Origin of the sequence: Bacillus cereus group sp. BcHK124 (assembly GCF_027712065.1) — a bacterium.
Lineage (GTDB): Bacteria > Bacillota > Bacilli > Bacillales > Bacillaceae_G > Bacillus_A > Bacillus_A pacificus.
In genome coordinates, this window is sequence record NZ_JAQFPJ010000019.1 from 64,602 (window position 1) to 89,429 (window position 24,828).

Here is a 24,828-nt window from a genome sequence, read left to right on the forward strand (position 1 = left end):
TTATTATTTGGTTCAAATTATATATTTTGAATTATAATTCTGAAAAAATGAAAAGTCAATCAAATTTGATATATTTAGAAAAATCAGTTTTTAATACTTTTATTTATCTATGCCATTCTTATAATAAAAAAGATATGAAAGGAGTTATAAGATAGACCCCTTACTTCTAGCTACTATAGGATTACCCTTAACAATCGTTATACTTGTCATCATCGGCTTCTACAAACTCTTCATCAAAAAGAAAGGTATCACCTCTTTTTATACCCCTTTCGATAATATTACCGGGCAAACTATTTCCGAATTTCACGAAGAACAGAAGATATTAGTATCCGAGGATGAAGACGGAGATGGCAAGAAGAAAAAATAACCTTGCATAGGCAAGGTTATTTTTTCGTTTCTGCTTGAAAACGTTTATAGTATGTCGATGCTGTTGCAAAGTTAATTTCTATATCACGAATCAACGATGAATCTTCTTCTTTAGCTAACTTCTGTAATTTTTTCATTGCTTGTTCCGATTCATTCAAGAAACCGACATATACCTCATGTTCTTGCTCTTTCGACTTCGGAACACGAATTTCTTTTCGTATATGATCAATATCTTCTAACATGCTCGTTGTTACCTTTTGCACATCTTCTTTATATGTAGCAGTCGTTATTTCCTTACCGCCCTTTTCTTTTGCCACTTCAAATAACTGCAGTGCGTTATTAATTTCTTTATTCATTTTCAAATCGTATTTTTCATGTACTGCACGGTATTCTTTCATTTCTTCTGTTTGTTCTGTAGATTGCTCTACCTTTTCTTTCGGTTCTTTCGTATCTTTATTTCCATTACATCCCGCTAGAAGGATCATACTTCCCATTACAGCAATACCCAAAACCTTCTTCATCTCTTCTTCTCCTTTTATCTGCAGCTACTACTCATTATAGTTTCTTTTATCTCCACTTGTTATTATACCGAGAACATCCTACTTTTTACACTTAAGACGACATCGTAACATATATACCAACATGTTTGTCACAGTATCGTCACTTTATACAAATAACTTTTGCACTGCTTTACTACAGCACCTTACAAAACTATATGAGGTATTTCAAAGAAATGAAAAAAAGAACTGATTCAAATATTACCTTTGAATCAGTTCTTTTTTGTTAAGCCTCTAAATTTTGTCTTTGTTGCAGTTCAAACTGCTTCTCACTTCTTCTGGCCATAAACAAATAGCATAACACAGCACCAACTTCACAAAGAGCTATTACAACACCCATCGGTAATGCGGTGTTACTTCCCCCAATACCTACTAACGGTGCAACAAGTGCTCCTGAAATGAACTGTAATAAGCCTAATAAAGCTGATGCTGTTCCTGCAGCTTGTTTCTGATTTCTCATCGCTAACGAGAACCCAGTTGTTGAGACAACCCCAACACTTGATACGACAAGAAATAACGAGCATAAAACGCCAATTAACCCTATTCCTAGTAAGATTGTCAGTAGTAAAGATAAACCACCAACAGCTGCAATAATGATACCAGAGACAAATAATGTCTTCTCATTCACTTTCCCCGCTAAACGACCTGTTACCTGACTAGCAATAATAATACCAATACCATTGATTGCAAAGAATAAACTAAATTGCTGTGGTGATGCTCCGTATATGTTCTGCAACACAAATGGTGAGCCCGAAATGTATGCAAACATTGCCGCTGTTACTAATCCTTGTGACAATGCATATCCCATAAACAAACGATCCTTTAATAGTTTTCCGTACGTCGCTAACGTCCCTGACAAACCACCTGTTTCTCTTTCTTCAGGAGGTAATGTTTCACGCAATACGAAAGTAGCTGATATTAACATGAATACACTTATTGCTCCAAGAACGATGAAAACACCGCGCCACGTTGTAAATTGTAATAATTGTCCCCCAATAATCGGTGCCAAAATAGGCGCTGCTCCGTTTACTAACATAAGTAGTGAGAAGAACTTCGTCATTTCAGAACCTGAATACATGTCACGTACCATTGCACGTGATATAACAATCCCGGCTGATCCCGAAGCTCCTTGTAGGAAGCGTAATAACACTAACGTCCAAATAGATGGCGCAACAGCACAAAGTAAAGAAGAAGCAACATAAATAATGAGAGCAATAATAAGAGGTTTGCGTCTTCCGTAAATATCACTAATTGAGCCAACAAATAATTGTCCTACTGAAAGCCCAAGCAAACAAGCTGTTAATGTAAGTTGGGCTAGTGATGCACCTGTTTGCAAGTCATCCGTTAATTTCGGTAACGAAGGCAAATACATATCAATAGATAATGGCCCAATCGCCGTAAGTGTTCCTAATACAAGAATCATCCATAACCTGTTCATCTTTACAGGCTTATATATTTCCTGATTAACTTCATTCACTTTTTTCATTCACCCTTTCCTATACATACTAAATCGTAACAATTATAGTTACAACATAAACATACGTCAAGTATAGCGCATTTTCCTGTTTAATTTTGTAAAAAAAAGCGATAGAATTTCTATCGCTTTACTTGTTCAAATTACTATTTGTAAATTTAGATACGGAAGACATCGCCTCTCCTGTATCTAAATATGTGATTTGAATTGGATCTCCCACTTCTGTAAACATAGCATATGGGAATTTCTTCACAGGTATCATAAATACTTTTTGTTCATTCTCTAACAGTACGTACACGATTGTATTTTCACCTGATTTTTCTTTATATACACGTTGTACAGTGCCTTCTTTTTGCGCCTCTTTTCCATTTGAAGTCGGTCTAAATGAATCTCCGCTTCCACTCAGCGCATTTTTATAATTCTCAAGCGCTTCTTTTTGCGTCGAACCTGTTGCAAATATTTTCGCATTAGAAGCATAGATAACAGTATGGGCACGTACTAATCCTCCGTCATCAATAACAGGTACAATCCAAGAAGGTTTACCGTACACGTTATAAATAACCGGCATCGTTCCATGCCACTTTTCTCTCTTAAAAGAATTATCCACGACTTCCGAAGCAGCCGAACCATCCATAATTCCCTTTACTTCTTTTCCGTTATAGTAATACAACTTACCTGTACGCGCATCGATAAGTGAATAACCTAGTGCAGAATCTACTCCCTCTTTCGGAGAAGTGAAATCAGTAAAGTAATATAATGTTCCATCCTTACCGAAAATCGGTGTAACTCCTTCTTTCGTTCCCCACTCAGTCGGGATCTTCATATCAGTTTGCGAGAATTTTGTATTCCAAAATCCGTGAATATATTTACCGAAGTACGTATTTAACGTAGATGCAGTCTCGTGATTTAATACGCCATCAACAAATTTAGGTGCCTTTCCTTTATCGTATCTTTTCACTTCGCCTGTTTGTGCATCTACTACTACAACGCCCTCTACCTCAAATCCAGATCTTCCTGAAATAAATTCACCGTACGTCATTGTATAATACGGTTTCCCTTTATCATCCACTTCAAATTTAGGTTTTCCTTTAAAGATTAAATTTGGTTCTGCTTGCCTTACCACACGCTCTAAATTATTTCCGAAAAACATGCTTGGCACGTATTTCATTTTATAACCAAGGTGCAGTTTCGCTTCTGCATCAGGATTCGTACCTGACATCGTGACGTACCCTGGAATTGTCTCAGCTTTACGTGCTTTAAAAAACCCTGAAACTTCAATCGGTGCTACATATAAAGCCTCGCCATTTACCATTTGTGGCGTTAATTCTCCTAGCTCAAAATAAGCTACTTTCGGAATATCCCCAAATACTTTTTTCATCTTATTCTCCGCTGTCTTTGGCGGCACTGTAAATGGCTGATCATTTTCAGTAAATGGCTCTGAAATATCTTTCTCTACCTTTACAACAGAATCATATTTCTTTTGCGAGATTACTATATCGTGCAAATAACCAAAGTAGCCGTAACTTGCAAGTAAAACAAGCATTAGAAGTCCTTTTAACGTACCTTCTAATTTACCTATTTGATCTTGGGAAAATAAAACAAGCCCAATTAAAATCGCTACTGCAACAGAATAATGAGTAAGAATTGAATCTGCTCGATCATCAATTAGCCAAAAATATTCATAGATTGCAATACCTATCCAAAATAAAACTGGAATAACTAAAATAGATGATTTCTTACCCTTTACAACCTTCTCATCCCCTTTCTTATCCACTGCTCGAAGTTTACTACCGCTTCTTCTTGTCCATGGAATCAAAAACAAAGTGAGAATAGCTAAAATTAAAAATTTCATCAAAGGCAATGTCCCCTTTTCTTTTGTCTTCCCCTTTAGTATAACAAATAAAGGTTATTCAGGTAAAAATGGGAATGATTATATTTTTTTACTGCTTAATACAATTCCGCTTGCTACATATAAGATAGATGCAATATAAAAAATCGTGCCGATCGTAAAGAAATCTACTAAATATCCTGTTACAATAATTGCTACTGCTCCTCCAATCGATGTCCACACATGATATTTTCCAATCTCATAACCAGCATTTTCTTGCACAACCTTTCGCGCTAACGATGTCTTCTCTGTATTACGTTGCACAGCTCCTAAAATACCCATTAAAATTTGAAGAATATATACATGCCATACTTCTGTTGCAATGGGGAAACAAAGCATTAACACAGCCATAGACCAAGCGTATATAATTAATAACTTTCTATCACCTACTCTATCAGAGATTCTTCCAACTAACGGATATACTAGAGCTGAAGTTAAGGCAAATAAGCCATATGCCCAGCCAAACTGTGAGAAGCTATTTCCAACATTCCGAAGCAATAGAATGTAAAAAGGAAATACCATACTTCCTGCCATCATAATGATGCTTTGTGAAGCTACAAATCTTCTATATGTCATTTCGTATACTCCCTATAAAATAAATTCACAAATCTCTCTTTTGGATCCGCTTCTTTTTTCTTCTGAAGAAATTCTTCTATACGAGGATATGCTCTCTTTAACTGCTCTTTCGTTGGATAAGAATAATACGGTAAATAATAACTACCTTTATGCTTTAACGTAACATCAATCATCTTCTGAATAACATCCTCTGTTTTCTTTATCTCATGTTCAGAACGCCCTTGATTAATTAAAAGAACCAGTGCAAACATATCATCTTTCGCATAGGATAAAACTGCATTTTCATTCTTTTCCACGTAACGAATCGTAATATTGAGCAAATTAAACTCTTCCTCATTTAATACATTACGTAAATCATCTATATATTCCGTGAAAGAATCTATAGGCACAAAATATTCTTGTAACACCTCTGTCCTATTCGGATTTTCATATTCCATAAAGGTACTATCTGACCTCATAACATTATTTCGCGTCTCATACTTTCCATCTGTACGTTCAAAATAACTTCTTTGTATATCCCAAAACGTATCTTTTCCCCAATCACTATAGCGTGATAATCCAAGTAAAAATTTAGGCGCTGCTATAATAGTTTCTTCTTTTAATTTACTATATTCCTCCCTCATATTTTGATTTTTTGCCAATGTATAATCTGTCACATACATTTCTCTAAAAAATGAATTTGGAGCAACAGAAATACGAGCTAAGTGCATACGAACATTTTCATCTTTTTTCACTTTCTCTTTGAAATAAGACGTGTATTCTTTATAATCTAGCATTTTCGTGTGCGTTTCATATAATTCATCATTTGTTAACTTTAAGGTCACATCTAAAATGACACCAAATAACCCGTAACCGCCAATGACATAAGGAAATAAATCTGCATTCTCTTCTCTACTTACATTACGCACCGTACCATCCGCCATTAACAATCTAAACGACTCTACTGTATCAATCAATGCTTCATGACGAATATCACGACCATGTACATTTACACTTAATGAACCACCAACCGTAAAAATATTTTGCGACTGCATCACCTGAACAGCAAGACCATATGGATTTACTTTCTTCTGAATGTCATTCCACGTGGCACCACTTTGAACTGTAATGCGCTTCTTCTCTGGATCAAATTCTAATATTTTATTATACCCTTTCATATCAAGCATCGTCCCATGGGGATAATATGTCTGCCCGCCCTGACTATGTTGCATACCAGCAATAGAAATCTTCTCTCCAGAAACATTCGCATCTTGCACTAATTTTATTAACGAGTGCTCATCCATAGCACTTTCAACGCGTTTTATTTTTGTCGGAAGCAATTTACCTACATCACTCATAATAGGATGATCCAGTTGTTTTTTATATGTATGTACAGACGTTGCAAGCAAAACGGTATACGCTACAATGGCCACTACTATCTTTCTTTTTTTCAAATGACACTCTCCTTGTTTGAATTTCTTTCACTACATATTGTACCTATTTTTCTAAGAAGAAAATATGTTAGTAACGAAAAAAAGAGAGATGCCCTTGCTTTTTGGGGCATCTCTCTTCAAATCAATCAATTCGTTGCTGGCAACTGTATTGGATCAAATTTTTCATACGATGTATATTTTATATCCGTCATAAAGTGTGCTTTCTCCTTACTATTTCTACTCACAACTATATCCAATCTCAATGATTCATATTTAAAATCTTTTGTAATCATATATTCTGCATCTATCTCTTCTACCTTTGCATTTTGTGCTTCTAATGCTTTCTTCTGTGTTTCACCTATACTACCTAAAATACTCTCTGCATCTTTTCCTTTTAACCTGAGCTTTAATTTATATTTGTCTCCGCTTTTTTCTATCTTCATTTTTTGTACAATTTCTGGCGGGATTTCTACATTCTCTTTCACACTCTTGGCTGCATTCATCCCACTAATATTTAATTTCTCCTCTGGTATAGATATAACTTCACCTGTATTAGGATTCTTCACTTGACCAACAATATGATCCTTTACACCATAAATGATAATGTCCGTACCCGAAACATTCATTTCAGCACGAGAACTCTTTGTTTTTGGCTCTATTTGTATTTTAGCCTTCACTATACTCAGTTCTTGTCCGTCAGCCTTTATGTCCATATTCTGCATCAACGTTACATACTCTTCATTTTTTAAGTTTTCATACGCCTTATTAAAAACATCTTTTGCCGCTAATTCCTTCTCTTTCTTTACTGATGCCGTTTTGGGTCCATCCGTCTTCGATACTTTATCACTACTACACCCTACTCCTAAACCAATTGTAAGTAACAAACTAGAAGCTATCATGATTTTCTTCATAAAAATCCCCCTTTACCAAATAATACCACCCGCTTTTCTTTTAAATCCATATGATTTTCAATTTCATTATTTAACATGTTTGATGAAAATTTTAAATAGGATATAAATAACAACAACTAAATTCAGGAGGTCATTATGAAAGCAATCATTTGCACAAAGTATGGACCACCTAATGTTCTTCAGCTTCAAAATATAGAGAAACCTATACCTAAAAAGAACGAAGTATTAGTCAAAATTCACGCAACGAGTGTAACGACTGGAGATTGTAGAATACGCGGCTTTAATAGCCCTCTCTTATTTTGGATTCCTATGCGGATCATATTAGGTTTTAGAAAACCGAGAAAGCCTATACTCGGTGTAGAGTTATCCGGCGAAATCGAAGAAATAGGAACAGATGTAACTCAATTTAAAAAAGGAGATCAAATTTTTGCATTAACAGAGCTTAATGTCGGTGGTTATGCAGAATATACATGTGTACATGAAAGTGGATTAGTAGCATTAAAACCTACCAATGTAACGTATGAGGAAGCAGCAGTTATTCCCTTTGGCGCAACTTCGGCACTACACTTCCTAAGAAAGGCCCGTATAAAAAGGGGACAACAAGTACTAATATATGGCGCATCTGGATCAGTAGGAACAGCTGCCGTACAACTTGCTAAATATTTCGGCGCAACCGTTACAGCTGTTTGTAGTCATTCAAATTTTGAACTAGTGCAATCTTTAGGGGCTGACAAGGTAATCGATTATATGAAAGAAGATTTTACTAAGCGGGGGGAATACTATGATGTTATATTTGATGCTGTTGGAAAACATAAAAGATCCCTTGGAAAAAAAGCATTAACGCCTACTGGTGTATATGTATCTGTTAATGGCATGATGGCAAAGGTCAGTAAAGAAGATATGTTTCTACTAAAAAAACTAACTGAAACAGAAAATTTAAAGCCTGTTATTGATAGAACTTACCGGTTAGAAGAGATTGCTGAAGCCCATATGTATGTAGAAAACGGGCATAAAAAAGGGAACGTTTCGATTATCTTAAAATAAAATATATAAGATAAAAAAAGAAGGTATCTCACTAGAGTGAGATACCTTCTTTTTTTATCTTTTAAATCCACCTTCTGAATGAATAACTTGTCCCGTAATCCACTCTGCTTCTTCACTTACTAAAAACTTAATGAGCCTTGCTGCATCCTTTGGTTCACCAATTCTTCCAAAAGGAAACATTGGCTTTAATCCTTGCTTTATCTCTTCATTCATCCAGCCTGTATCGGTTGGACCTGGGTTAATTGCATTCACTGTTATTCCTAAATGAGCTACCTCGGCTGACAACGAACTAGTAAGAGCATCAATAGCTCCCTTCGTTGTTGCATACGCCAGTTCTCCAACCATAGGTCCTTGAAATTGCCCTGAAGTCATATTTACAATTCTACCACCAGATTTCTTATCAAATCCTCGGGCAAATTGACTACTTAACAATGTAGTCGCACGAACATTGACCATGTAGTGCTTATCCAGATCTTCAGCAGTCAAATTAGAGAAATCATTATTCGTAGAATACGCTGCATTATTAATTAATATATGAGGGTAGCCTAGTTGTTCAGTAACTTTATTTATAAGCTCTTTCGGTGCATCATTCTGAGTTAAATCTAACTCCATACTCGATACTTTCACACCGTTTTTTAGCAACGCTTCTTTTAATTGTATTTGTTCATTTTGTTCAACGCCCCAAGGCATCTCTTTATCGTAAGCTGTCCAATACGTAAAAAATATATCGTATCCTGCTTCAGCTAATTCTTTACAAATTGCTGCGCCTATACCATCTAGACGACTTACTCCTGTAACAACTGCTACTTTATGTTTTAATTGATTCATCATATACTCCTCCAATTTTAAAGGACGCATATTTTATATAAGAGATATGAATTTCCCCACATAAGTATAATATCCTTACAAAAGGGATGCACAAGCCAAATATGCAGTCCTTGCATGATTTATAGATAGCTAAATAACCCCTCACTTATGAGAGAAAAATTCATCTATCTAATTTCGAATCATTACAAGTTCATCCACATATTGAGTCCTTGTCTCCTTTCCATATATCTCTATTTTTATCATACCAATATGATGCAGTATTTTAAATGATAAAAACAAATATTCCATGTTGAACTCCTATTAATTTCATTACATTCTAATATCAAAATAATAAAAATAATCAGAAAAAATTCTGGTAAATATTGACTAACCTTCTTATAATAAAATGTGGGGCTAATGTGAGAGTTTAGTTTTAAACAAATAGGGGGAAGAAACATGTCAAAAAAATTACTTTCTTTATTTTCTGCAGTAATCGTAGCAGCTTTTGTAATAACCGGCTGTGGTCAAAGCGATACGACAAATAAAGAACAAAAAGAGAATGCAGCAAAAGAAAGCAAAACGGAAAAATCGGATACAACGAAAGAAAGTAAACCTGCTGAAAAAAAATCCGAAGATAAAAAAACTGAAGATAAAAAGCCTGAAAATACAACTACTGGCTCAAACGACTACGCTAAGCTGATTTCCTATATGGAAAAAGAAACAGGTGGTAAAACAAAAGTTCTTTTTGAAAATAAGGAACCACAAGTCTATAAAGCTGAAGATGTTTCAGTATCAATGAACAGTTATACATTAGTTGAATTAAATGGATTCCATACGGACTTTAACATTCCATTTAACCGCCAAACAGAGGGCGGAGTCATTCTTGTAAACTATAGCGTAAAAAATAGTTCAGCTAAAGATATTTATTATATGCCAGCATTGGACATGTCATTTACTGGTGCTCAGAAAGTATATAGTAACTATAAAGACTTAATTCCAAAAGAAGATCAGCTACCAACTAAGCTTGCTCCAACGAATGATTACTTAGTAAAAGCAGGAGAAACCATTTCTGGTTATATCGCGTATCCATTCGGAAAAGATGATCTAGCGAAAATTTCAAGTCTCTCAACAGTCTCAGTCACAGTCCCAACTGCACAAGCTAATAAAGGAAAATTCGATGCTCCAATCGGAAGCCCTGGAAGCTTTTCATTAAGTTTAAATAAACAAGGTGCTGAAAAGGTTGCAACAGATAAAACTTTCTACCAAGATAAAGCTACGGCTAATAACATGGGCGATAAAAAAATGTTAAAAGAGAAATCAAGTATTAATAACAGCCAAGAATTAGGTGCTGTTCATGTTACATTAGACGGATACCAATTTACTCAATTCACACCGAATTCCGTCGAAGCTCCACGCTTTGCAAATTTCAAAAATGGTATTGTTCTATTAACGGTGAAATTCAAGCTTGATAACAAAGATACTCAAGACGTTTCACTATCTCCTATAAGCTCTACATTGAGAGTGAATGATGGTACACAATATACGATTAATGAAGGTATGCTATTAAATTATGACTATAATGCTTCAGTCAAAACAGGAACATCTGGAGAGTTACTACAAGTATTTATTTTAGATCAAGAGCAGTATGAAAAGATTTGGAAAGACAAAAGCTTTGAGATTGAGTTAGGACCTATGAGAAATAAAGAAGCTAAAGATATTTCACAAGGTAAAAAAGCTAAATTTACATTACCTAAATAAATTACTAAATATATAATAGAAAAGGCATATAACATATGATTGTTATATGCCTTTTCTATTTGTATAAAGAACAAAACTTTAATTTAAGTGTATACATTTATCATTACCTATCCGTTGTATAAGTGTAGGGAGGAAAAGTGATGGGAAAAGAAAATATATTAACCTCCTATCTTATCAATCTAGGGGAGGAAGTGTTCAAACTACTACTAGCGAAAGGGGCTATAAAAGAAGATGCAGAAGACATCATCCAAAATACCTTCTATAAAGTATACACATTGCTAGATAATCTAACCGAGAGTAACATACGTCCATGGTTTTTCAGAGTCGCATTAAACGAATACATTGACTTGAAAAGGAAAAAAGAGCACCAAAACATCTATTTAACTGAAGAGATTTATTCGAAATTACAATATACAGACCGAGAATTAGACGCTGTTTTAAATAAAGATGAGATTTTCTATCTATTAAAAGATATAAAACTAGAACATAAAGAGGCCTTCTTTTTAAAGTACTACTACAACTTTTCATATGAGGAAATCGCCCTAATACTAGATATTCAAGTAAACAGCGTCAAACAAAAGTTACATCGTGCACGTAAAGCAATTCACTCAAAAATAGGAGGAAAACCTTAATGGATACTTCTTTAAAAGATGCATTAAAAAAAGCGAAAAGGAAACAGTTACTTAAAATCATCATTACTTCTATTATCGTTGTAATCATGCTTATCCCTATAATTTATAAAGTTGGCAATTACTTTGCAGCGAAAAGCTCTACGAAGCTTCACGAACGACTCTTTTTACATAACGACATTGCAGAACCGAATGTACAAATTGATTCTCAAGTAACGATTAATTCATCCATGTTTGGCGGCAATATTATATCAAATCGTTCTAAAAATATTAATGGCTACGTAGTCCCGTGGAATACATTAACAAGCTCCTATGGTTGGATCCGCATCAATATCGATTCCAATGAATTAACGCCTGGTTTTTATTGGTCCAATAAAGAGTTCTATGAGTACGATAAACAAACAAAGAAAAAATTTGCAACATTTTATAATCCGGCTATTAAGGAATATTTTGATGGTGTCCAAAATGAATTAGGGGAAGTTTCACAAATGAACAACTATGTTGCCGAAGTTGCTATCTCTTTCAATCAGCCCTACACACTACAAGAAATTAAAGAAAAAATTCCAGACAACTTAAACATTGTATGGTTATATATGATCTCACCAATTGGAGATGAAAGCAAAGGACCTGCTGGTATGCCCGTTTATGGATTTAATCCAGACAAGTCCCCTGAAGAAGCGTACAAAGATTTCGTTGATTCACTTAACCAATACGATGACGATGGAGATGACGAAACTATCCAGAGGTTTTTAAAATCAAACAAGGGCAAACCATTTGATCAAGTGAAAATCTTAGGGGTTATGCTAACAGGAAAAACAGAAAACTTTAAGGCATTAGAAAACCAAGACTTTATTCGCGGTGCTTCTGTAGGCGTTACTGCACAAGTTGTTCCTTATATAAAACCGGAGAAATAATAAGGAAAAGACAAGATAAACTAATAGTAGCTAGTTAAAAGAACGTACATGAAGGGCGCTACCTATTTTAGTGGAGAGCTCCCTTTATGTATTATTCACCCTCCAAACAATACATTTCCAAATACTTTATGTACAAATGAAAAATCACAATTTTTGTTCACACTTTATCCATTGTGAATCTTTTCACAATGGATATATAATAAACTTGTAAATACAATATTGGAGGGATTTCAATGGTTATCAATTTTTTAAGAACTGATAAACGTGCTACTTTCATGTTATTATTTTTACGACTTTACATAGGGTATACATGGCTCGCTGCTGGAATCGGCAAAGTCTTTGGACAATCTTTTGACGCAAGTGGTTTTCTAAAAGGTGCTATTGCTCAAGCATCAGGTGACCACCCTGCAGTACAAAGTTGGTGGGCAGATTTTCTTCAACATTTTGTTCTTCCAAACGCAGACCTATTTAGCTTTTTAGTTCAATGGGGAGAAATTTTAGTAGGTCTAGGTTTGATTTTAGGCGGCTTAACAAAAACAGCTGCATTTTTCGGAATCATAATGAATCTTTCATTTTTATTAAGCGGAACTGTTAGTGTAAATCCAAACCTGCTTATTTTGACTATGTTCATTTTAGTTGCAGGACAGAACGCTGGACGTATTGGATTAGATGGCTATGTTTTCCCAAAACTTTTCCGTAAAAACAACCACGGAACATATAAATTAAGTAAAACTGCGTAGTAACGTAACGGTTTACTCTTAAAATATAAATAAGAAAAAGAGCCTGAGTATAGGCTCTTTTTTATTTACTCCAAATTTAAACTCTTAACGAACCACGAAAACCTCTGGCAGCATAATAAGAGTCTGCCCCATTGTGATACACGAAAACGTGTCCGAAGCGATAATCACAAAATAGAGCACCACCGAGTTCTCGAATATCTAAAGGTGTTTGTACCCAGCTTGATGATTTCGTATCGAACTCCCCAAGTTGTTGCAACTGTCGATATTGTTCTTCTGTTAATAGTTCAATACCCATAGCAGTTGCCACATCAATAACGTTATTTTCCGGTTTATGCTTCTTTCTTGCTTCTAACGCTTCAAGATCATAACAAAGGCTTCTACGACCTTTAGGACTCTCCTTTGAGCAATCGCAGAAAATATACTCGTCCTTCTCTTCATCATAACCAACAACATCCGGCTCACCGCCTGTTACTTCCATTTCATTAAGTGACCATAATTTTTCAGCATTAGCTTCTATCTTCGCTTCAACTTTAGCCCATTCAAGACCTTCATGGCGGTTCATGTTTTTCTCAAAACGAGCTTGTAATGCTTTTAATAGTTCTTCACGTTGTTCTACAGATAACTCATTTTTATTCGCTGTCATATTCGTCCTCCGAATTACGTTTCCTTATAATCATAATGGTTTGCATACAGTTTACAACAATCTGACCCGATTACACAACGAAAAATCCCTGTACGAATATCCATTATATAGTACGAAATCCCTCCATACTTTCCCCAAGAATATAATGTGAAAACCACATCAAGTTCTGTTTCATAATAGCTACATTCATTCCTGGCTGATCAGAACTATATGCCATTCCTTTAAATATCATTAATTCTGTATCAACTTCCATTTCTCTTAATCCTTCATATAGCTCATATGCATTTGTAATGGGAATTCTTACATCCTTTTCTCCGTGTTGAATTAACGTAGGCGTACAGGCTGATTTAATATATGTCATTGGTGATGTCTTCTTATATATCTCTGGGTCATTCCATGGATTATTTCCTAAATACATGCTAATAAAGTAAGGGATATCGGTATTTACATAATGGGTACTCCAGTTCGTAATTCCGCCTCCAACTGAAATAGCCTTAAATCTACTGCTAAATGTCGAACAGAAAGCTGATATATATCCTCCGTTACTCCATCCCATAGCTCCTACTCTATCTTTATCTACAATCCCTTGTTCAACTAGTGCATCCACTCCAGATATAACATCATCATAATCAGCAAATCCTTGTTTTCTATAGTTTGCTTTTAAAAATTCATTACCGTAACCAGAACTTCCTCTATAGTTTGGTTCTAAAACGATAAAGCCTTTTTCAACAAACTGTTCAATAGGATATTTCTCATTGAAGCAGTCTGAAAATATCGGGAAGGATGCCCAAGCCGGACCTCCATGAATTACTACTAATAAAGGATATTTTTTATTTGCGTCAAACTCTACTGGGATTGATAAAATACCCTCTATTTCAAGACCATCACTATTTTTCCACGAGATGATTTCCCTGTTACTTTTAAGCTTCCCGTCGAAAAAGCTATTTTCATTCGTTATTTTTTTATCATCCAAATAGATTTCAAAAGTTTCATTTGTTATAGCCTTATTATAGGTTATATGATTTCCATCTCTTGTTATAGAAGCATCCATTATAAAGCCATCTATTTTGTCGCTTAATGCTTTCACAGTGCCATCTTCAGCTAGTAATCCAATACGATAATTCGTTTTATCCTGCCATCTAATTAAAATTCCTTTAGCTGTCCACTGTAATGGCATAACCGTACTATCAAAGTTTGTTAAGGGCTGAATTACCTCTCCAGTATGCATATCATATATCTCTAATGTACTCTCTTGTATATGGTTTCTATAATACTCCTTCTCTCTTATGCTTGCTGCGTAGCACATTTTACTGCCCTCAGGAGAAAAGCAAACGCTCCCGCCCAACAACTTATCCATATTCATTTTTTGTAGTTCTCCAGCTTCAACATCTAATATGTAGAGATCACCATTCATATGATCATTTATAATTGGTGTAGCCATACATACAACCTTTTTCCCATCATTTGAAATATCAAAGTCATGGATATAAAAATCTTTACCATCAGTTAATTGATAAACACCGTTACTCTCTCGTTCCTCTTTATCATTTTGTATCACTTTTTCTATTTCAATGTAGCATAAACAATTATTCTGATGTTCCTTACCTACATGTTGAAAATCTCCATATAGCTCCTTACGTTTCTTTATTTCCTCACATTCTTTTGACTGTGTAATATAATAAAAACCTTTACCGGTAGGATCCCATTTGAATGTACTGATCCCTTCTTCCTCATTAGTAATTTGTACCCCACCGTAACCATCTAATGACTTAACGAAGATTTGACTTTTCCCATTACCAACAGGGCTAAGGTATGCAATATCCCTAGAATTTGGAGACCATAATGGGCATGTACTATCTATATCCCCATTTGTTAATGGATAACTTTGCCCTTTACCTTTTTCATATATCCATACATGATTTCTATATGTATTGTCTTTCCAGTTAGCTGTCCTCTTAACAAATGCTACATTTTTGCCATCATCGCTTATATTGGTACTTGATAAGGTTGGTAATGAAATAATCTCTTCTATACTTAAATATGTTTTTTCTTTCACGTTCATTAATAAGCCCCCTTGTAATGTCCATAAATCTCTCGTCTCTTTTTGTCGTAATAAAGGAAATTGTTCACGGATACTTAAAATATTAACGGAAAATTCAGATAAATAAAAGTAAATCCCATAAAGTAAAATTTTAATCTATAGGGTTCGATCCACTTACCAATTTTAGATATTCTTTTTGAGCATAAAAATACCCCATTAGATAAAATATCTAATGGGGTACAAATTTGTAAATTTATTTTAAAGCTATAACTATATTTATTAACCTACCAATCTCCTACTCAACCGTAACAGACTTAGCTAAGTTACGTGGCTTATCAACATCACACTCGCGGTGAAGTGCTGCGTAGTATGAGATAAGTTGTAATGGAATAACTGCTACTAGCGGTGCTAGCGCTTCGTGTACAGCTGGTAATACGAAGCTGTCACCTTCCATTTCTAAGCCTTTCATTGAGATGATACATGGGTTAGCTCCTCGTGCTACTACTTCTTTCACGTTACCACGAATTCCAAGGTTTACGTGCTCTTGTGTAGCAAGTGCGATAACTGGTGTACCATTTTCGATTAAAGCGATTGTACCGTGTTTTAATTCTCCTCCAGCAAATCCTTCTGCTTGGATGTAAGAGATTTCTTTTAGCTTTAACGCACCTTCTAATCCTACGTAGAAGTCTACGCTACGTCCGATGAAGAAGCAGTTACGCGTTGTTGCTAAAAATTGTTTTGCTAATGCGTCCATTTCTTCTTTTTGATCACAAAGTTGTACCATTGCATTTGCTACAAGTCCTAGTTCGTGTGTTAAGTCAAAACCAAGAACTTCACCTTTTGCTTTAGCAATATCTGCAGCTAAAATTGAAAGTACTGCAAGCTGTGCTGTGTAAGCTTTCGTTGATGCAACTGCGATTTCTGGTCCCGCGTATAACGGAAGTGTATAATCCGCTTCACGAGAAAGTGTAGAACCAGGTACGTTTGTAATCGTTAATGCTTTATGACCCATTTCATTTGTTTGTACAAGTACTGCACGGCTATCAGCTGTTTCACCACTTTGTGAAATGTAAATGAAGAATGGTCTTTCTGTTAATAATGGCATGTTATAAGAGAATTCACTTGCTACATGCACTTCAACTGGCATTTTTGCAAACTTCTCGATAAATTGTTTTCCAACAAGACCTGCATGATAACTTGTTCCACATGCAATGATATAAATACGATCGCTATCTAAAATCGCATTGCGGATGTCTTGATCTAATTCAATCTCGCCATTTTCATCTTGATACTTTTGAATTATATTACGGATAACAAGTGGTTGCTCATCGATTTCTTTAAGCATGAAATGAGGGTATGTTCCTTTTTCAATATCACTTGCGTCTAATTCCGCTGTAAACGGTGCACGTTCAATCGTTTCACCTTGTAAGTTTTTAATTGTAATACTTTCTTTCGTTACAATTACAATTTCTTTATCCATTAATTCAATAAATTGATCTGTAACTTGTAACATCGCCATAGCGTCGCTCGCCACAACATTAAAGTTGTCACCAACACCTACTAATAGCGGGCTTTTGTTTTTAGCAACATAAATCATGTTTGGATTTTCAGCATCAAGTAATCCGATTGCATAAGAGCCATGTAAAAGAGATAGCGTATTACGGAACGCTTCTTCTACACTTAGTCCTGTGCTCACTTGTTGTTCCATAAGCTGTACGATAACCTCTGTATCCGTTTCACTTACGAACGTTACATCTTGTAAATATTCCTTCTTCACTAACTCATAGTTTTCAATTACACCGTTATGAACTAGTGTAAAACGCTTTGATGTACTTTGATGCGGATGCGCGTTTACTTTGCTCGGAACACCATGTGTAGCCCAGCGTGTGTGACCGATTCCCACGCTTGTTGCTACGTTCTCATCTACGATTTCGCGAAGTTTTGCAATACGGCCTTTTTCTTTGTATACAACAACACCGTTCTCTGCTTGTACTGCAATACCTGCTGAATCATATCCACGATATTCTAGCTTTTCTAAACCTTTTAATAAAATTTCCTTTGCATCTTGCTCTCCAATAAATCCTACGATTCCACACATGTTTAGTCGCCGTTACAAATGCTTACACTGCTCTGCGAACATGTAACGACATAGTCCGATACCATTTTTATTTATACTAAAAAACGGATTACATATTGCTAGCCCTGTAAGCTTGTAACGGCTTTCACCTTCCTCTCGATTGGGTTTAAGTCCGTATATACTTATACAGCTAGTTTGTATCCGTTCCTTTTCTCTCATCACACTTTCACCTTTGTCCACTAAGTCACCTTAATGATTTAAGTAAAAGCTTGCGGTTGTGATGAACAACCGGGAGCCATCCGCCGAAATCTCGATAAACCCCACCTCGTCAACTACACTACTTGTAGTTCTGGCGCTTCTATAATTTACAATATTTCCTTTGAGAAAAAGAACAAGACCATCTTATAACAAACATGGATAAACCGTCAATGAAAATTTTTTCACCATCTATAAAACATATGAAAAAGGAGCACTTATTGTGCTCCTTTTCAATAAATTTATTAAATTATTCAGCGCCAACTTCCGCTTTCACAACTTCTACAATGCGATGTACATATGCATCACAAACTTCTTGTGTTGGTGCTTCTGCCATTACACGAATAAGTGGTTCTGTTCCAGATGGACGAACAAGAATGCGGCCATCACCGTTCATTTCTTCCTCTACAACACGAATAATTTCTTTAATTTTTTCGTTTTCTAGTGCTAGTTTTTTATCTGTTACACGAACGTTTACTAGTAATTGCGGGAATTTTGTCATTTCTCCTGCAAGCTCAGATAATGGTTTTTTCGTCATTTTCATAATGTTTACAAGTTGAAGTGCACTTAACATTCCATCACCAGTTGTAATGTAATCAAGTAAGATAATATGTCCTGATTGTTCTCCACCTAAGTTGTAACCTCCGCGCTTCATTTCTTCCATTACGTAGCGGTCACCAACTGCTGTTTTATCACTTGTAATACCGTTAGCTTCAAGTGCTTTGTAGAAACCTAAGTTACTCATAACTGTTGAAACAACTGTATTGTGCTTTAGTTGACCAGTTTCTTTCATGTACTTTGCACAAATAAACATAATTTGATCGCCATCAACGATGTTTCCTTTTTCATCTACAGCGATTAAACGGTCACCATCACCATCGAAAGCAAGGCCAATATCAGCACCTTTTTCTTTTACTAATTCAGCTAATACTTCTGGATGTGTAGAACCTACTCCATCGTTAATGTTCATACCATTTGGTGAAGTTCCCATTGTTGAAATATCAGCTTCTAAATCAGCAAATAAGTACGGAGCTAAAGAAGATGTAGCACCATGCGCACAATCTAAAGCGATATGCAAACCTGAGAAATCTTCCTCTACAGTTTGTTTAATGTATTGTAAATACTTTTGTCCACCTTCAAAATAATCACTCACTTGCCCAAGGTTCGTACCTGTTGGACGTGGTAATTCATCCACTTCTTTGTCTAATAAAGCTTCGATTTCTGCTTCTTGCTCATCTGTTAATTTAAAACCGTCTGAACCGAAGAATTTAATTCCGTTATCTTGTACTGGATTATGAGATGCAGAAATCATAACACCAGCTTGTGCATCTAACGCTTTCGTTAAATAAGCAACACCTGGTGTAGAAATAACACCAAGACGCATTACTTCTGCTCCAGTTGATAATAGACCTGCTACTAAAGCTCCTTCTAACATATGTCCTGATATACGTGTATCACGGCCGATAATTACTTTTGGACGGTCTGTATCTTTTGTTAATACATAACCACCAAAACGTCCAATTTTGAACGCTAACTCAGGTGTTAACTCCTGATTCGCAACCCCGCGTACTCCATCTGTACCAAAATATTTACCCATTATGATTCGCTCCTTTTTCTGGCTCTTTTTGATTATCTACTGTTGGCTCTTGGCTAGTTTCTTTATCTTTATTTTGTTCCGGTTCCTTCTCCTTCTCCTTTTCCTTTTCTGGATCAGGCTTAGGTTCAGGTTCAGGATTTTTTGGTTTTTCAGTTTGATTATCTTTATTATTATTTGAATTTGGTTGCTCACCGTTACCCTGTACTTCTTTATCAGGATTTTCTTTCTTCACAATTGTGACTTTAGCACTTTTTTGTTTTGGCTCTATTGAAATATTACCAGGGCCACTCACTTGAATAGCAACATCCTTCGTCCCAGGAGACACATTTTGTAGATTAATCACTGCTGTTATTTGAGCAGCTGTTATTTTATCTACTATACTTGTTTCTCCTGAAATATCAACGCTTATCTTCCCATCTTGCGGCGAAAGTAACTGGGCCGTAACGTCTTTAGAAAGTCCATTTTTTTGAATTGATATACCATCAATCGTTCTTGTTTTCGTTTGTTTTGTTTTTTGTACGCCTACTGAAACCTTTACTTGATTTGGCTTCGCACTTGTTACACCCTTTGGTAATAAAACAGAGGTATCGAATGTTGTAGACTCTGTCAATTGACTAAGATCTACTTCGACCCCCTCTATCGATTGTATATTATCCAATATATCTTTTGGACCTGCTATCGTTACTTCTCTCGGCTCAACGCTAACATTTGTAACGGCCAATCCTTCCGGTAAACTCCCCTTTTTCGCATATGTTATAGGAACAGTTTTTTCAGTATTATTGGCCGTAGCTTGCGTCGCCACATTCAACGTTACACTAATTTTAGATGGACTTGTTCTTACATTTAAACGTTTGCCTTCTTTATTGTATAATGTCACTTCGGGTGTTTTTGTAACAGTTTTATTAACACCTTTTAAATCAACATACGCCTTAGCAGATGAAATACTTTCAATTTCTTCTTTCGTCCCAACTACCTCAACCGTATCAGGTTTAATGTTTGATTTTTCGAGCGTAGCACCAGCTGACATCTGATCCTCATTTGATAATTTCAAGTCTACATGAACATATTTTCTCGCTTTTTCATGAAGAGTAATTTTAATTGTTGATGGCTGAACTGTTCCTTTCACATCATCTGGAAGTCCATTCGTTTTCAAAGAAACTTCATACGTTCCTTTTTCGCTACCTCTCAAATCAACTGGTATATCAAATTGTTTTTTCGCTTTTGCCGTAGCAACTGCTGCCTTTGGACCCTCTAACTTCACCTTAACGCCCTCTGCCGGAATACCACTTACAATATATTTCTCTTCATCATACTTAACGTTAATAGCATAATTAGTTAATGTTTCTTTCGCATCATTTGCAAAAGGTAGTATCCCCGATGTCGTATTTTTTTCAGTTAAAGTCGCTGACATAAAAAGCATACACGCCAATAGTAATGAGATCCCCTTTAAAAACCAATGATTCTCCATTAACTTATCCATGACGCTTTCTCCTCCAATTCCATAAAGACGAAGAAGTCGTTTTTTCGTTCGCACTAAATTCAGCTAACAACATATCTTTCAGTTGTTCTGTCTTCAAATCACGATGCAACTTACCATTTTTCGTTAAAGAAATTTGGCCTGTTTCTTCCGACACAACTACTGTAATGCTATCAGTAACTTCACTAACTCCCATTGCAGCGCGATGCCTAGTTCCTAACTCCTTAGAGATAAATGGACTTTCTGATAACGGAAGATAGCAAGCTGCTGCTTTAATGGTACTTCCTTGCATAATTACTGCTCCATCGTGAAGAGGTGTGTTTGGAATGAAAATATTAATGAGTAATTCCGATGATACGTTTGCATTTAGCGGAATACCCGTTTCTACATAATCACCCATACCGGTCTCTTTTGACAAGGTAATTAATGCACCAATTCTACGTTTTCCCATATATTCCGTTGCTTTCGCTATCGCTGTTGCAACCATTTCAGGCTCATCATCCTCATGAGTTCCAGTACGCGAAAATAAACTCCCGCGTCCTAGCTGCTCAAGCGCTCTTCGCAATTCTGGCTGGAAAATAATAATAACGGCTAAAAATCCCCACGTTAATACTTGTTCAGTTAGCCAATATAGCGTTCGCAATCCAAGGAAAATACTGATCATCCGAACGACAATAATAACTGTAATCCCTTTTAAAAGTTGAACAGCTTTCGTCCCTCGGATTATGAGAATTAGCTTATATATAATAAACCATACAACGGCAATATCTAATGCCGTACTAAGATATTTCAAAATGGTCGTATCTTCAAAAGGCATGCTAACCCTTCCTCCTACTTACGAGCAATTCTATCCATATATTGAAATATTGTTTTATGCTCTATCTGTATGTATTTCCAACAACTAGTTAATTATACCATACATGAAACAAACGACAATTACAAACAACCCCCTTTAGTCTAAATTGGTAAGATGTCAAACATTCTTATCGTACAGTATAATATAAATCATTATTATACGCCTATTTTCAAATAAAAAAAGCAACTTCTCAGTTGCTTTTCTTACATTTATTTTAGTTTTTCACCGAATAAAGAACCCATTAAAGCAACCGCTGTTGTTGCCGTTCTATTTCGCTCATCTAAAATCGTATTTACCTCAACAAACTCGGCAGATGTAACAATATCAGCTTCCGCTAACATCTCCATTGCTAAATGACTTTCACGATAAGATAAGCCACCAATTACAGGTGTTCCAACTCCTGGTGCATCATGAGGATCAAGACCATCTAAATCTAATGATAAATGCACACCATCAGTATGAGATAAATACGCGATTGTTTCTTCCATAACAGCCGTCATACCCATACGATCAATCTCGTGCATTGAAAATACTTTAATACCTTCATTTCGAATAAAGTCTTTTTCTCCTTCATCTAATGCACGTGCACCGATAATTACAACATTCTCTTTTTTCACCTTTGGATATGCCCCGTATAAATCTACAAGCGCCGGATGTCCATACCCTAAACTTGCTGCAAGTGACATACCGTGAATATTTCCAGATGGTGAAGTTTCTTCTGTATTTAAATCGCCATGTGCATCATACCAAATAACACCTAGGTTTTTATAATGTTTCGCAACACCAGCTAATGTACCAATAGCGATACTATGATCGCCACCTAATACAAGTGGAAAACGTCCTTCTTCTATAATATGATCCACCTTACTTGCTAATTCGTTACATACAGTTGCAACTTGTGTAAGGTTTCTTAAGCTTGTATTTACATCTACTTCTTTTTCTCTCTCTATACATATATCTCCCATATCTTTAACGTCATATCCAATTTCTTCAATTCTTTCAATTACACCTGCATAACGGATTGCGCTCGGTCCCATATCAACCCCACGACGCATCTGTCCTAAATCCATTGGAACTCCAATAACTGAAATTTCTTTTTTCATAGATAGTATCCCCCTTTTGTGCCTTCACTAAATATTTTAAATCTTTTATATAGTCTGACTCAACTCGACATTTTTCTGTATGGATATACAAATTATTCACTTATATTCGCTTTGAAATCCAAATTTTAAGACTATTCCATGTATAAAGTTAACTTAATGAAGCAACTACTATCATTATTATTAGATAATAATAAAAAACACTCCCGCATTTAGAAGTGTTTTTCTGATGCTATTTTCCACACTGCTGCAATATTCTTTGCTGTCATTTCAATATTCTCTTCTGCTACTTTATATGCCTCCTCTAATGTCGTCGGACTTGTTGTAATACTAAATACTGCATCAATTCCTTTTCCATGAACAGCCGAGTAATTCGGAGATACTGATCCCCCAATCGCAATGACAGGAATATGAAAAAGCTTTGCACGCTCCGCAACACCTACTGGGGCCTTTCCATATGCTGTTTGTTCATCTATTCTCCCTTCGCCAGTTATAATTAAATCTGCACCTTCTATATGCTTATCAAAATTTGTATAATCTAATACAATTTCAATTCCCCTCCGCAAGCTTCCCTTCAGCACTGCAATAACAGCTGCTCCCATACCTCCTGCAGCTCCTGCACCAGGTATTTTAGATACGTCGCAAAATAGGTATTGTTTAAGGATATGCGCATAATGCTTTAAATTCTCATCCAGCTCTTTCATCATCTCTTCATCCGCACCCTTTTGTCGCCCAAATACGAAAGATGCTCCTCTTATTCCAACTAACGGATTATCTACATCACATGCTGCTTCTATCTTTATATGCTTTAAGCGTGAATCCATTTGTGAAAAATCAATAGAGACAATCGAATGTAACGTTCCACCAGACGGCTCTATTACTTCTCCTTTTCCATTTATAAACCTGACTCCTAAAGCTGACAACATACCCGCTCCTCCATCATTTGTAGCACTTCCTCCCAGTCCTAAAATGATATGCTCAGCTCCTTCGTCTAGCGCATGTAGTATAAGTTCTCCTGTTCCTTTCGTCGTCGTAATAAGTGGGTTTCGCTTTTTAGCTGGAACGTGTTGTAAGCCTGATGCTGCTGCCATTTCAATAAACGCTGTCTTTTTATCTTTAGACATACCGTAAAAGGCTTGTACGCTCTCTCTAAGCGGTCCTGTCACATGAAATGATATAATCCTCCCGCTTGTAGCATCAACAAGGGAATCAACCGTTCCTTCCCCTCCGTCTCCAATTGGTATTTTTACATACTCTGCTTTAGGAAAAATTGCTCCAAAACCTCTTTCAATAGCTTCACATACTTCTATAGCTTTTAAGCTTTCTTTATATGAATCAGATGCAATAACAACTTTCATAATTATCCCCATCCTTTATTTTCACGTTTTCTCCATTTTAAATGACAAGTATGAAAGTTGTCTTTTTAAACACAAAAAAAGCTTACATCATATGATGTAAGCTTTCTCTATTAGATGGAGCCTAGCGGGATCGAACCGCTGACCTCCTGCGTGCAAGGCAGGCGCTCTCCCAGCTGAGCTAAGGCCCCTTAGTAATTAAGCGGAAGACGGGATTCGAACCCGCGACCCCAACCTTGGCAAGGTTGTATTCTACCACTGAACTACTTCCGCGAAAATGGTGAGCCATGAAGGACTCGAACCTTCGACCCTCTGATTAAAAGTCAGATGCTCTACCAACTGAGCTAATGG

Annotated in this window: 22 protein-coding genes and 2 tRNA genes; 6 read left to right on the forward strand and 18 right to left on the reverse strand. The window is 36.0% G+C overall.

Annotation, left to right across the window (positions count from 1 at the left end; all coding sequences use genetic code 11):
* The first annotated feature begins 151 nt into the window (after positions 1-151).
* Complete coding sequence (locus PDK19_RS21765) at positions 152-367, forward strand: DUF3951 domain-containing protein (RefSeq protein WP_049112088.1); 216 nt, start codon at positions 152-154, stop codon at positions 365-367.
* Positions 368-383: 16 nt separating this feature from the next.
* Here PDK19_RS21765 and PDK19_RS21770 read toward each other — a convergent pair whose 3' ends face one another.
* From PDK19_RS21770 to PDK19_RS21795, 6 genes are all read right to left on the reverse strand, one after another.
* Entirely contained in the window at positions 384-887 is a 504-nt protein-coding gene (locus PDK19_RS21770; RefSeq protein ID WP_000756528.1) for a hypothetical protein, read from the reverse strand.
* 262 nt (positions 888-1,149) lie between these two features.
* Positions 1,150-2,409 carry a multidrug effflux MFS transporter gene (locus PDK19_RS21775; protein ID WP_016716265.1) on the reverse strand — a complete coding sequence of 420 codons (1,260 nt, stop codon included), beginning with the start codon at positions 2,407-2,409 and terminating at the stop codon, positions 1,150-1,152.
* A 118-nt stretch (positions 2,410-2,527) separates the two neighbouring features.
* Positions 2,528-4,249 (reverse strand): DUF3981 domain-containing protein, encoded by a 1,722-nt coding sequence (locus PDK19_RS21780; protein WP_000670270.1) that lies wholly within the window; start codon positions 4,247-4,249, stop codon positions 2,528-2,530.
* A gap of 78 nt (positions 4,250-4,327) precedes the next feature.
* Positions 4,328-4,861: an MFS transporter gene (locus PDK19_RS21785; RefSeq protein ID WP_000222370.1), complete on the reverse strand. Its 534-nt coding sequence runs from the start codon at positions 4,859-4,861 to the stop codon at positions 4,328-4,330.
* Positions 4,858-6,294, reverse strand: coding sequence for an FAD-binding oxidoreductase (locus tag PDK19_RS21790; RefSeq protein ID WP_270708035.1), 1,437 nt, complete (start codon positions 6,292-6,294; stop codon positions 4,858-4,860). The genes PDK19_RS21785 and PDK19_RS21790 overlap by 4 nt, the downstream gene beginning before the upstream one ends.
* Positions 6,295-6,419: 125 nt before the next feature.
* Positions 6,420-7,184, reverse strand: a complete 765-nt coding sequence (locus PDK19_RS21795) for a DUF6612 family protein (RefSeq protein ID WP_014893374.1) — start codon at positions 7,182-7,184, stop codon at positions 6,420-6,422.
* A 135-nt stretch (positions 7,185-7,319) separates the two neighbouring features.
* Between PDK19_RS21795 and PDK19_RS21800 the strand changes: the two genes are divergently transcribed.
* Positions 7,320-8,228: an NAD(P)-dependent alcohol dehydrogenase gene (locus PDK19_RS21800; RefSeq protein ID WP_000643851.1), complete on the forward strand. Its 909-nt coding sequence runs from the start codon at positions 7,320-7,322 to the stop codon at positions 8,226-8,228.
* 54 nt (positions 8,229-8,282) lie between these two features.
* Here PDK19_RS21800 and PDK19_RS21805 read toward each other — a convergent pair whose 3' ends face one another.
* Entirely contained in the window at positions 8,283-9,059 is a 777-nt protein-coding gene (locus tag PDK19_RS21805) for an SDR family oxidoreductase (RefSeq protein WP_270708037.1), read from the reverse strand.
* Positions 9,060-9,491: 432 nt separating this feature from the next.
* On the opposite strand from PDK19_RS21805, the gene PDK19_RS21810 reads away from it, so the two are divergent.
* The 4 genes from PDK19_RS21810 (at position 9,492) to PDK19_RS21825 (ending at position 13,076) form a co-directional block, all read left to right on the forward strand.
* On the forward strand, positions 9,492-10,793 hold the full coding sequence (locus PDK19_RS21810; protein WP_000038595.1) for a DUF5068 domain-containing protein: 1,302 nt from the start codon (positions 9,492-9,494) through the stop codon (positions 10,791-10,793).
* A gap of 140 nt (positions 10,794-10,933) precedes the next feature.
* Complete coding sequence (locus tag PDK19_RS21815) at positions 10,934-11,425, forward strand: RNA polymerase sigma factor (protein ID WP_000514145.1); 492 nt, start codon at positions 10,934-10,936, stop codon at positions 11,423-11,425.
* Positions 11,425-12,336, forward strand: coding sequence for a sigma factor regulator N-terminal domain-containing protein (locus PDK19_RS21820; RefSeq protein ID WP_000381487.1), 912 nt, complete (start codon positions 11,425-11,427; stop codon positions 12,334-12,336). Before PDK19_RS21815 ends, PDK19_RS21820 begins: the two co-directional genes overlap by 1 nt.
* A 233-nt stretch (positions 12,337-12,569) precedes the next feature.
* Entirely contained in the window at positions 12,570-13,076 is a 507-nt protein-coding gene (locus PDK19_RS21825; RefSeq protein WP_000236371.1) for a DoxX family membrane protein, read from the forward strand.
* 76 nt (positions 13,077-13,152) lie between these two features.
* On the opposite strand, the gene PDK19_RS21830 is transcribed toward PDK19_RS21825, so the two are convergent.
* The 11 genes from PDK19_RS21830 to PDK19_RS21880 form a co-directional block, all read right to left on the reverse strand.
* Positions 13,153-13,719: a DUF4256 domain-containing protein gene (locus PDK19_RS21830; RefSeq protein ID WP_270708039.1), complete on the reverse strand. Its 567-nt coding sequence runs from the start codon at positions 13,717-13,719 to the stop codon at positions 13,153-13,155.
* A 103-nt stretch (positions 13,720-13,822) separates the two neighbouring features.
* Entirely contained in the window at positions 13,823-15,781 is a 1,959-nt protein-coding gene (locus PDK19_RS21835; protein WP_001101060.1) for a S9 family peptidase, read from the reverse strand.
* Positions 15,782-16,055: 274 nt separating this feature from the next.
* Positions 16,056-17,858, reverse strand: coding sequence for a glutamine--fructose-6-phosphate transaminase (isomerizing) (glmS, locus tag PDK19_RS21840; RefSeq protein WP_000334168.1), 1,803 nt, complete (start codon positions 17,856-17,858; stop codon positions 16,056-16,058).
* A gap of 12 nt (positions 17,859-17,870) precedes the next feature.
* On the reverse strand, positions 17,871-18,056 hold the full coding sequence (locus PDK19_RS21845; RefSeq protein WP_001208183.1) for a hypothetical protein: 186 nt from the start codon (positions 18,054-18,056) through the stop codon (positions 17,871-17,873).
* Positions 18,057-18,342: 286 nt separating this feature from the next.
* Positions 18,343-19,689, reverse strand: coding sequence for a phosphoglucosamine mutase (gene glmM / locus PDK19_RS21850; RefSeq protein ID WP_000521482.1), 1,347 nt, complete (start codon positions 19,687-19,689; stop codon positions 18,343-18,345).
* Positions 19,682-21,169 carry a CdaR family protein gene (locus tag PDK19_RS21855; RefSeq protein WP_000359581.1) on the reverse strand — a complete coding sequence of 496 codons (1,488 nt, stop codon included), beginning with the start codon at positions 21,167-21,169 and terminating at the stop codon, positions 19,682-19,684. Before PDK19_RS21855 ends, glmM begins: the two co-directional genes overlap by 8 nt.
* Positions 21,162-21,983 carry a diadenylate cyclase CdaA gene (gene cdaA / locus PDK19_RS21860; RefSeq protein ID WP_001115703.1) on the reverse strand — a complete coding sequence of 274 codons (822 nt, stop codon included), beginning with the start codon at positions 21,981-21,983 and terminating at the stop codon, positions 21,162-21,164. The genes PDK19_RS21855 and cdaA overlap by 8 nt, the downstream gene beginning before the upstream one ends.
* A 248-nt stretch (positions 21,984-22,231) precedes the next feature.
* A complete protein-coding gene (rocF, locus tag PDK19_RS21865) occupies positions 22,232-23,125 on the reverse strand; it encodes an arginase (RefSeq protein WP_000711567.1) in 894 nt (297 codons plus the stop codon).
* 209 nt (positions 23,126-23,334) lie between these two features.
* Complete coding sequence (locus PDK19_RS21870) at positions 23,335-24,480, reverse strand: glycerate kinase (RefSeq protein ID WP_000869572.1); 1,146 nt, start codon at positions 24,478-24,480, stop codon at positions 23,335-23,337.
* 115 nt (positions 24,481-24,595) lie between these two features.
* Positions 24,596-24,668: transfer RNA gene (locus PDK19_RS21875), tRNA-Ala, on the reverse strand.
* Positions 24,669-24,678: 10 nt separating this feature from the next.
* A tRNA-Gly gene (locus PDK19_RS21880) sits at positions 24,679-24,750 on the reverse strand.
* Between the last annotated feature and the right edge of the window lie 78 nt (positions 24,751-24,828).

Excerpts from the sequence above, each read along its gene's own strand:
- PDK19_RS21815 (WP_000514145.1), top strand. The coding sequence starts at position 10,934 with ATGGGAAAAGAAAATATATTAACCTCCTATCTTATCAATCTAGGGGAG.
- PDK19_RS21810 (WP_000038595.1), top strand. The coding sequence starts at position 9,492 with ATGTCAAAAAAATTACTTTCTTTATTTTCTGCAGTAATCGTAGCAGCT.
- PDK19_RS21770 (WP_000756528.1), bottom strand. The coding sequence starts at position 887 with ATGAAGAAGGTTTTGGGTATTGCTGTAATGGGAAGTATGATCCTTCTA.
- glmS (WP_000334168.1), bottom strand. The coding sequence starts at position 17,858 with ATGTGTGGAATCGTAGGATTTATTGGAGAGCAAGATGCAAAGGAAATT.
- PDK19_RS21805 (WP_270708037.1), bottom strand. The coding sequence starts at position 9,059 with ATGATGAATCAATTAAAACATAAAGTAGCAGTTGTTACAGGAGTAAGT.
- PDK19_RS21795 (WP_014893374.1), bottom strand. The coding sequence starts at position 7,184 with ATGAAGAAAATCATGATAGCTTCTAGTTTGTTACTTACAATTGGTTTA.
- cdaA (WP_001115703.1), bottom strand. The coding sequence starts at position 21,983 with ATGCCTTTTGAAGATACGACCATTTTGAAATATCTTAGTACGGCATTA.
- PDK19_RS21830 (WP_270708039.1), bottom strand. The coding sequence starts at position 13,719 with ATGACAGCGAATAAAAATGAGTTATCTGTAGAACAACGTGAAGAACTA.
- PDK19_RS21835 (WP_001101060.1), bottom strand. The coding sequence starts at position 15,781 with ATGAACGTGAAAGAAAAAACATATTTAAGTATAGAAGAGATTATTTCA.
- glmM (WP_000521482.1), bottom strand. The coding sequence starts at position 19,689 with ATGGGTAAATATTTTGGTACAGATGGAGTACGCGGGGTTGCGAATCAG.
- PDK19_RS21785 (WP_000222370.1), bottom strand. The coding sequence starts at position 4,861 with ATGACATATAGAAGATTTGTAGCTTCACAAAGCATCATTATGATGGCA.
- PDK19_RS21855 (WP_000359581.1), bottom strand. The coding sequence starts at position 21,169 with ATGGATAAGTTAATGGAGAATCATTGGTTTTTAAAGGGGATCTCATTA.
- PDK19_RS21780 (WP_000670270.1), bottom strand. The coding sequence starts at position 4,249 with ATGAAATTTTTAATTTTAGCTATTCTCACTTTGTTTTTGATTCCATGG.
- PDK19_RS21800 (WP_000643851.1), top strand. The coding sequence starts at position 7,320 with ATGAAAGCAATCATTTGCACAAAGTATGGACCACCTAATGTTCTTCAG.
- PDK19_RS21870 (WP_000869572.1), bottom strand. The coding sequence starts at position 24,480 with ATGAAAGTTGTTATTGCATCTGATTCATATAAAGAAAGCTTAAAAGCT.
- rocF (WP_000711567.1), bottom strand. The coding sequence starts at position 23,125 with ATGAAAAAAGAAATTTCAGTTATTGGAGTTCCAATGGATTTAGGACAG.
- PDK19_RS21845 (WP_001208183.1), bottom strand. The coding sequence starts at position 18,056 with ATGAGAGAAAAGGAACGGATACAAACTAGCTGTATAAGTATATACGGA.
- PDK19_RS21820 (WP_000381487.1), top strand. The coding sequence starts at position 11,425 with ATGGATACTTCTTTAAAAGATGCATTAAAAAAAGCGAAAAGGAAACAG.
- PDK19_RS21825 (WP_000236371.1), top strand. The coding sequence starts at position 12,570 with ATGGTTATCAATTTTTTAAGAACTGATAAACGTGCTACTTTCATGTTA.
- PDK19_RS21775 (WP_016716265.1), bottom strand. The coding sequence starts at position 2,409 with ATGAAAAAAGTGAATGAAGTTAATCAGGAAATATATAAGCCTGTAAAG.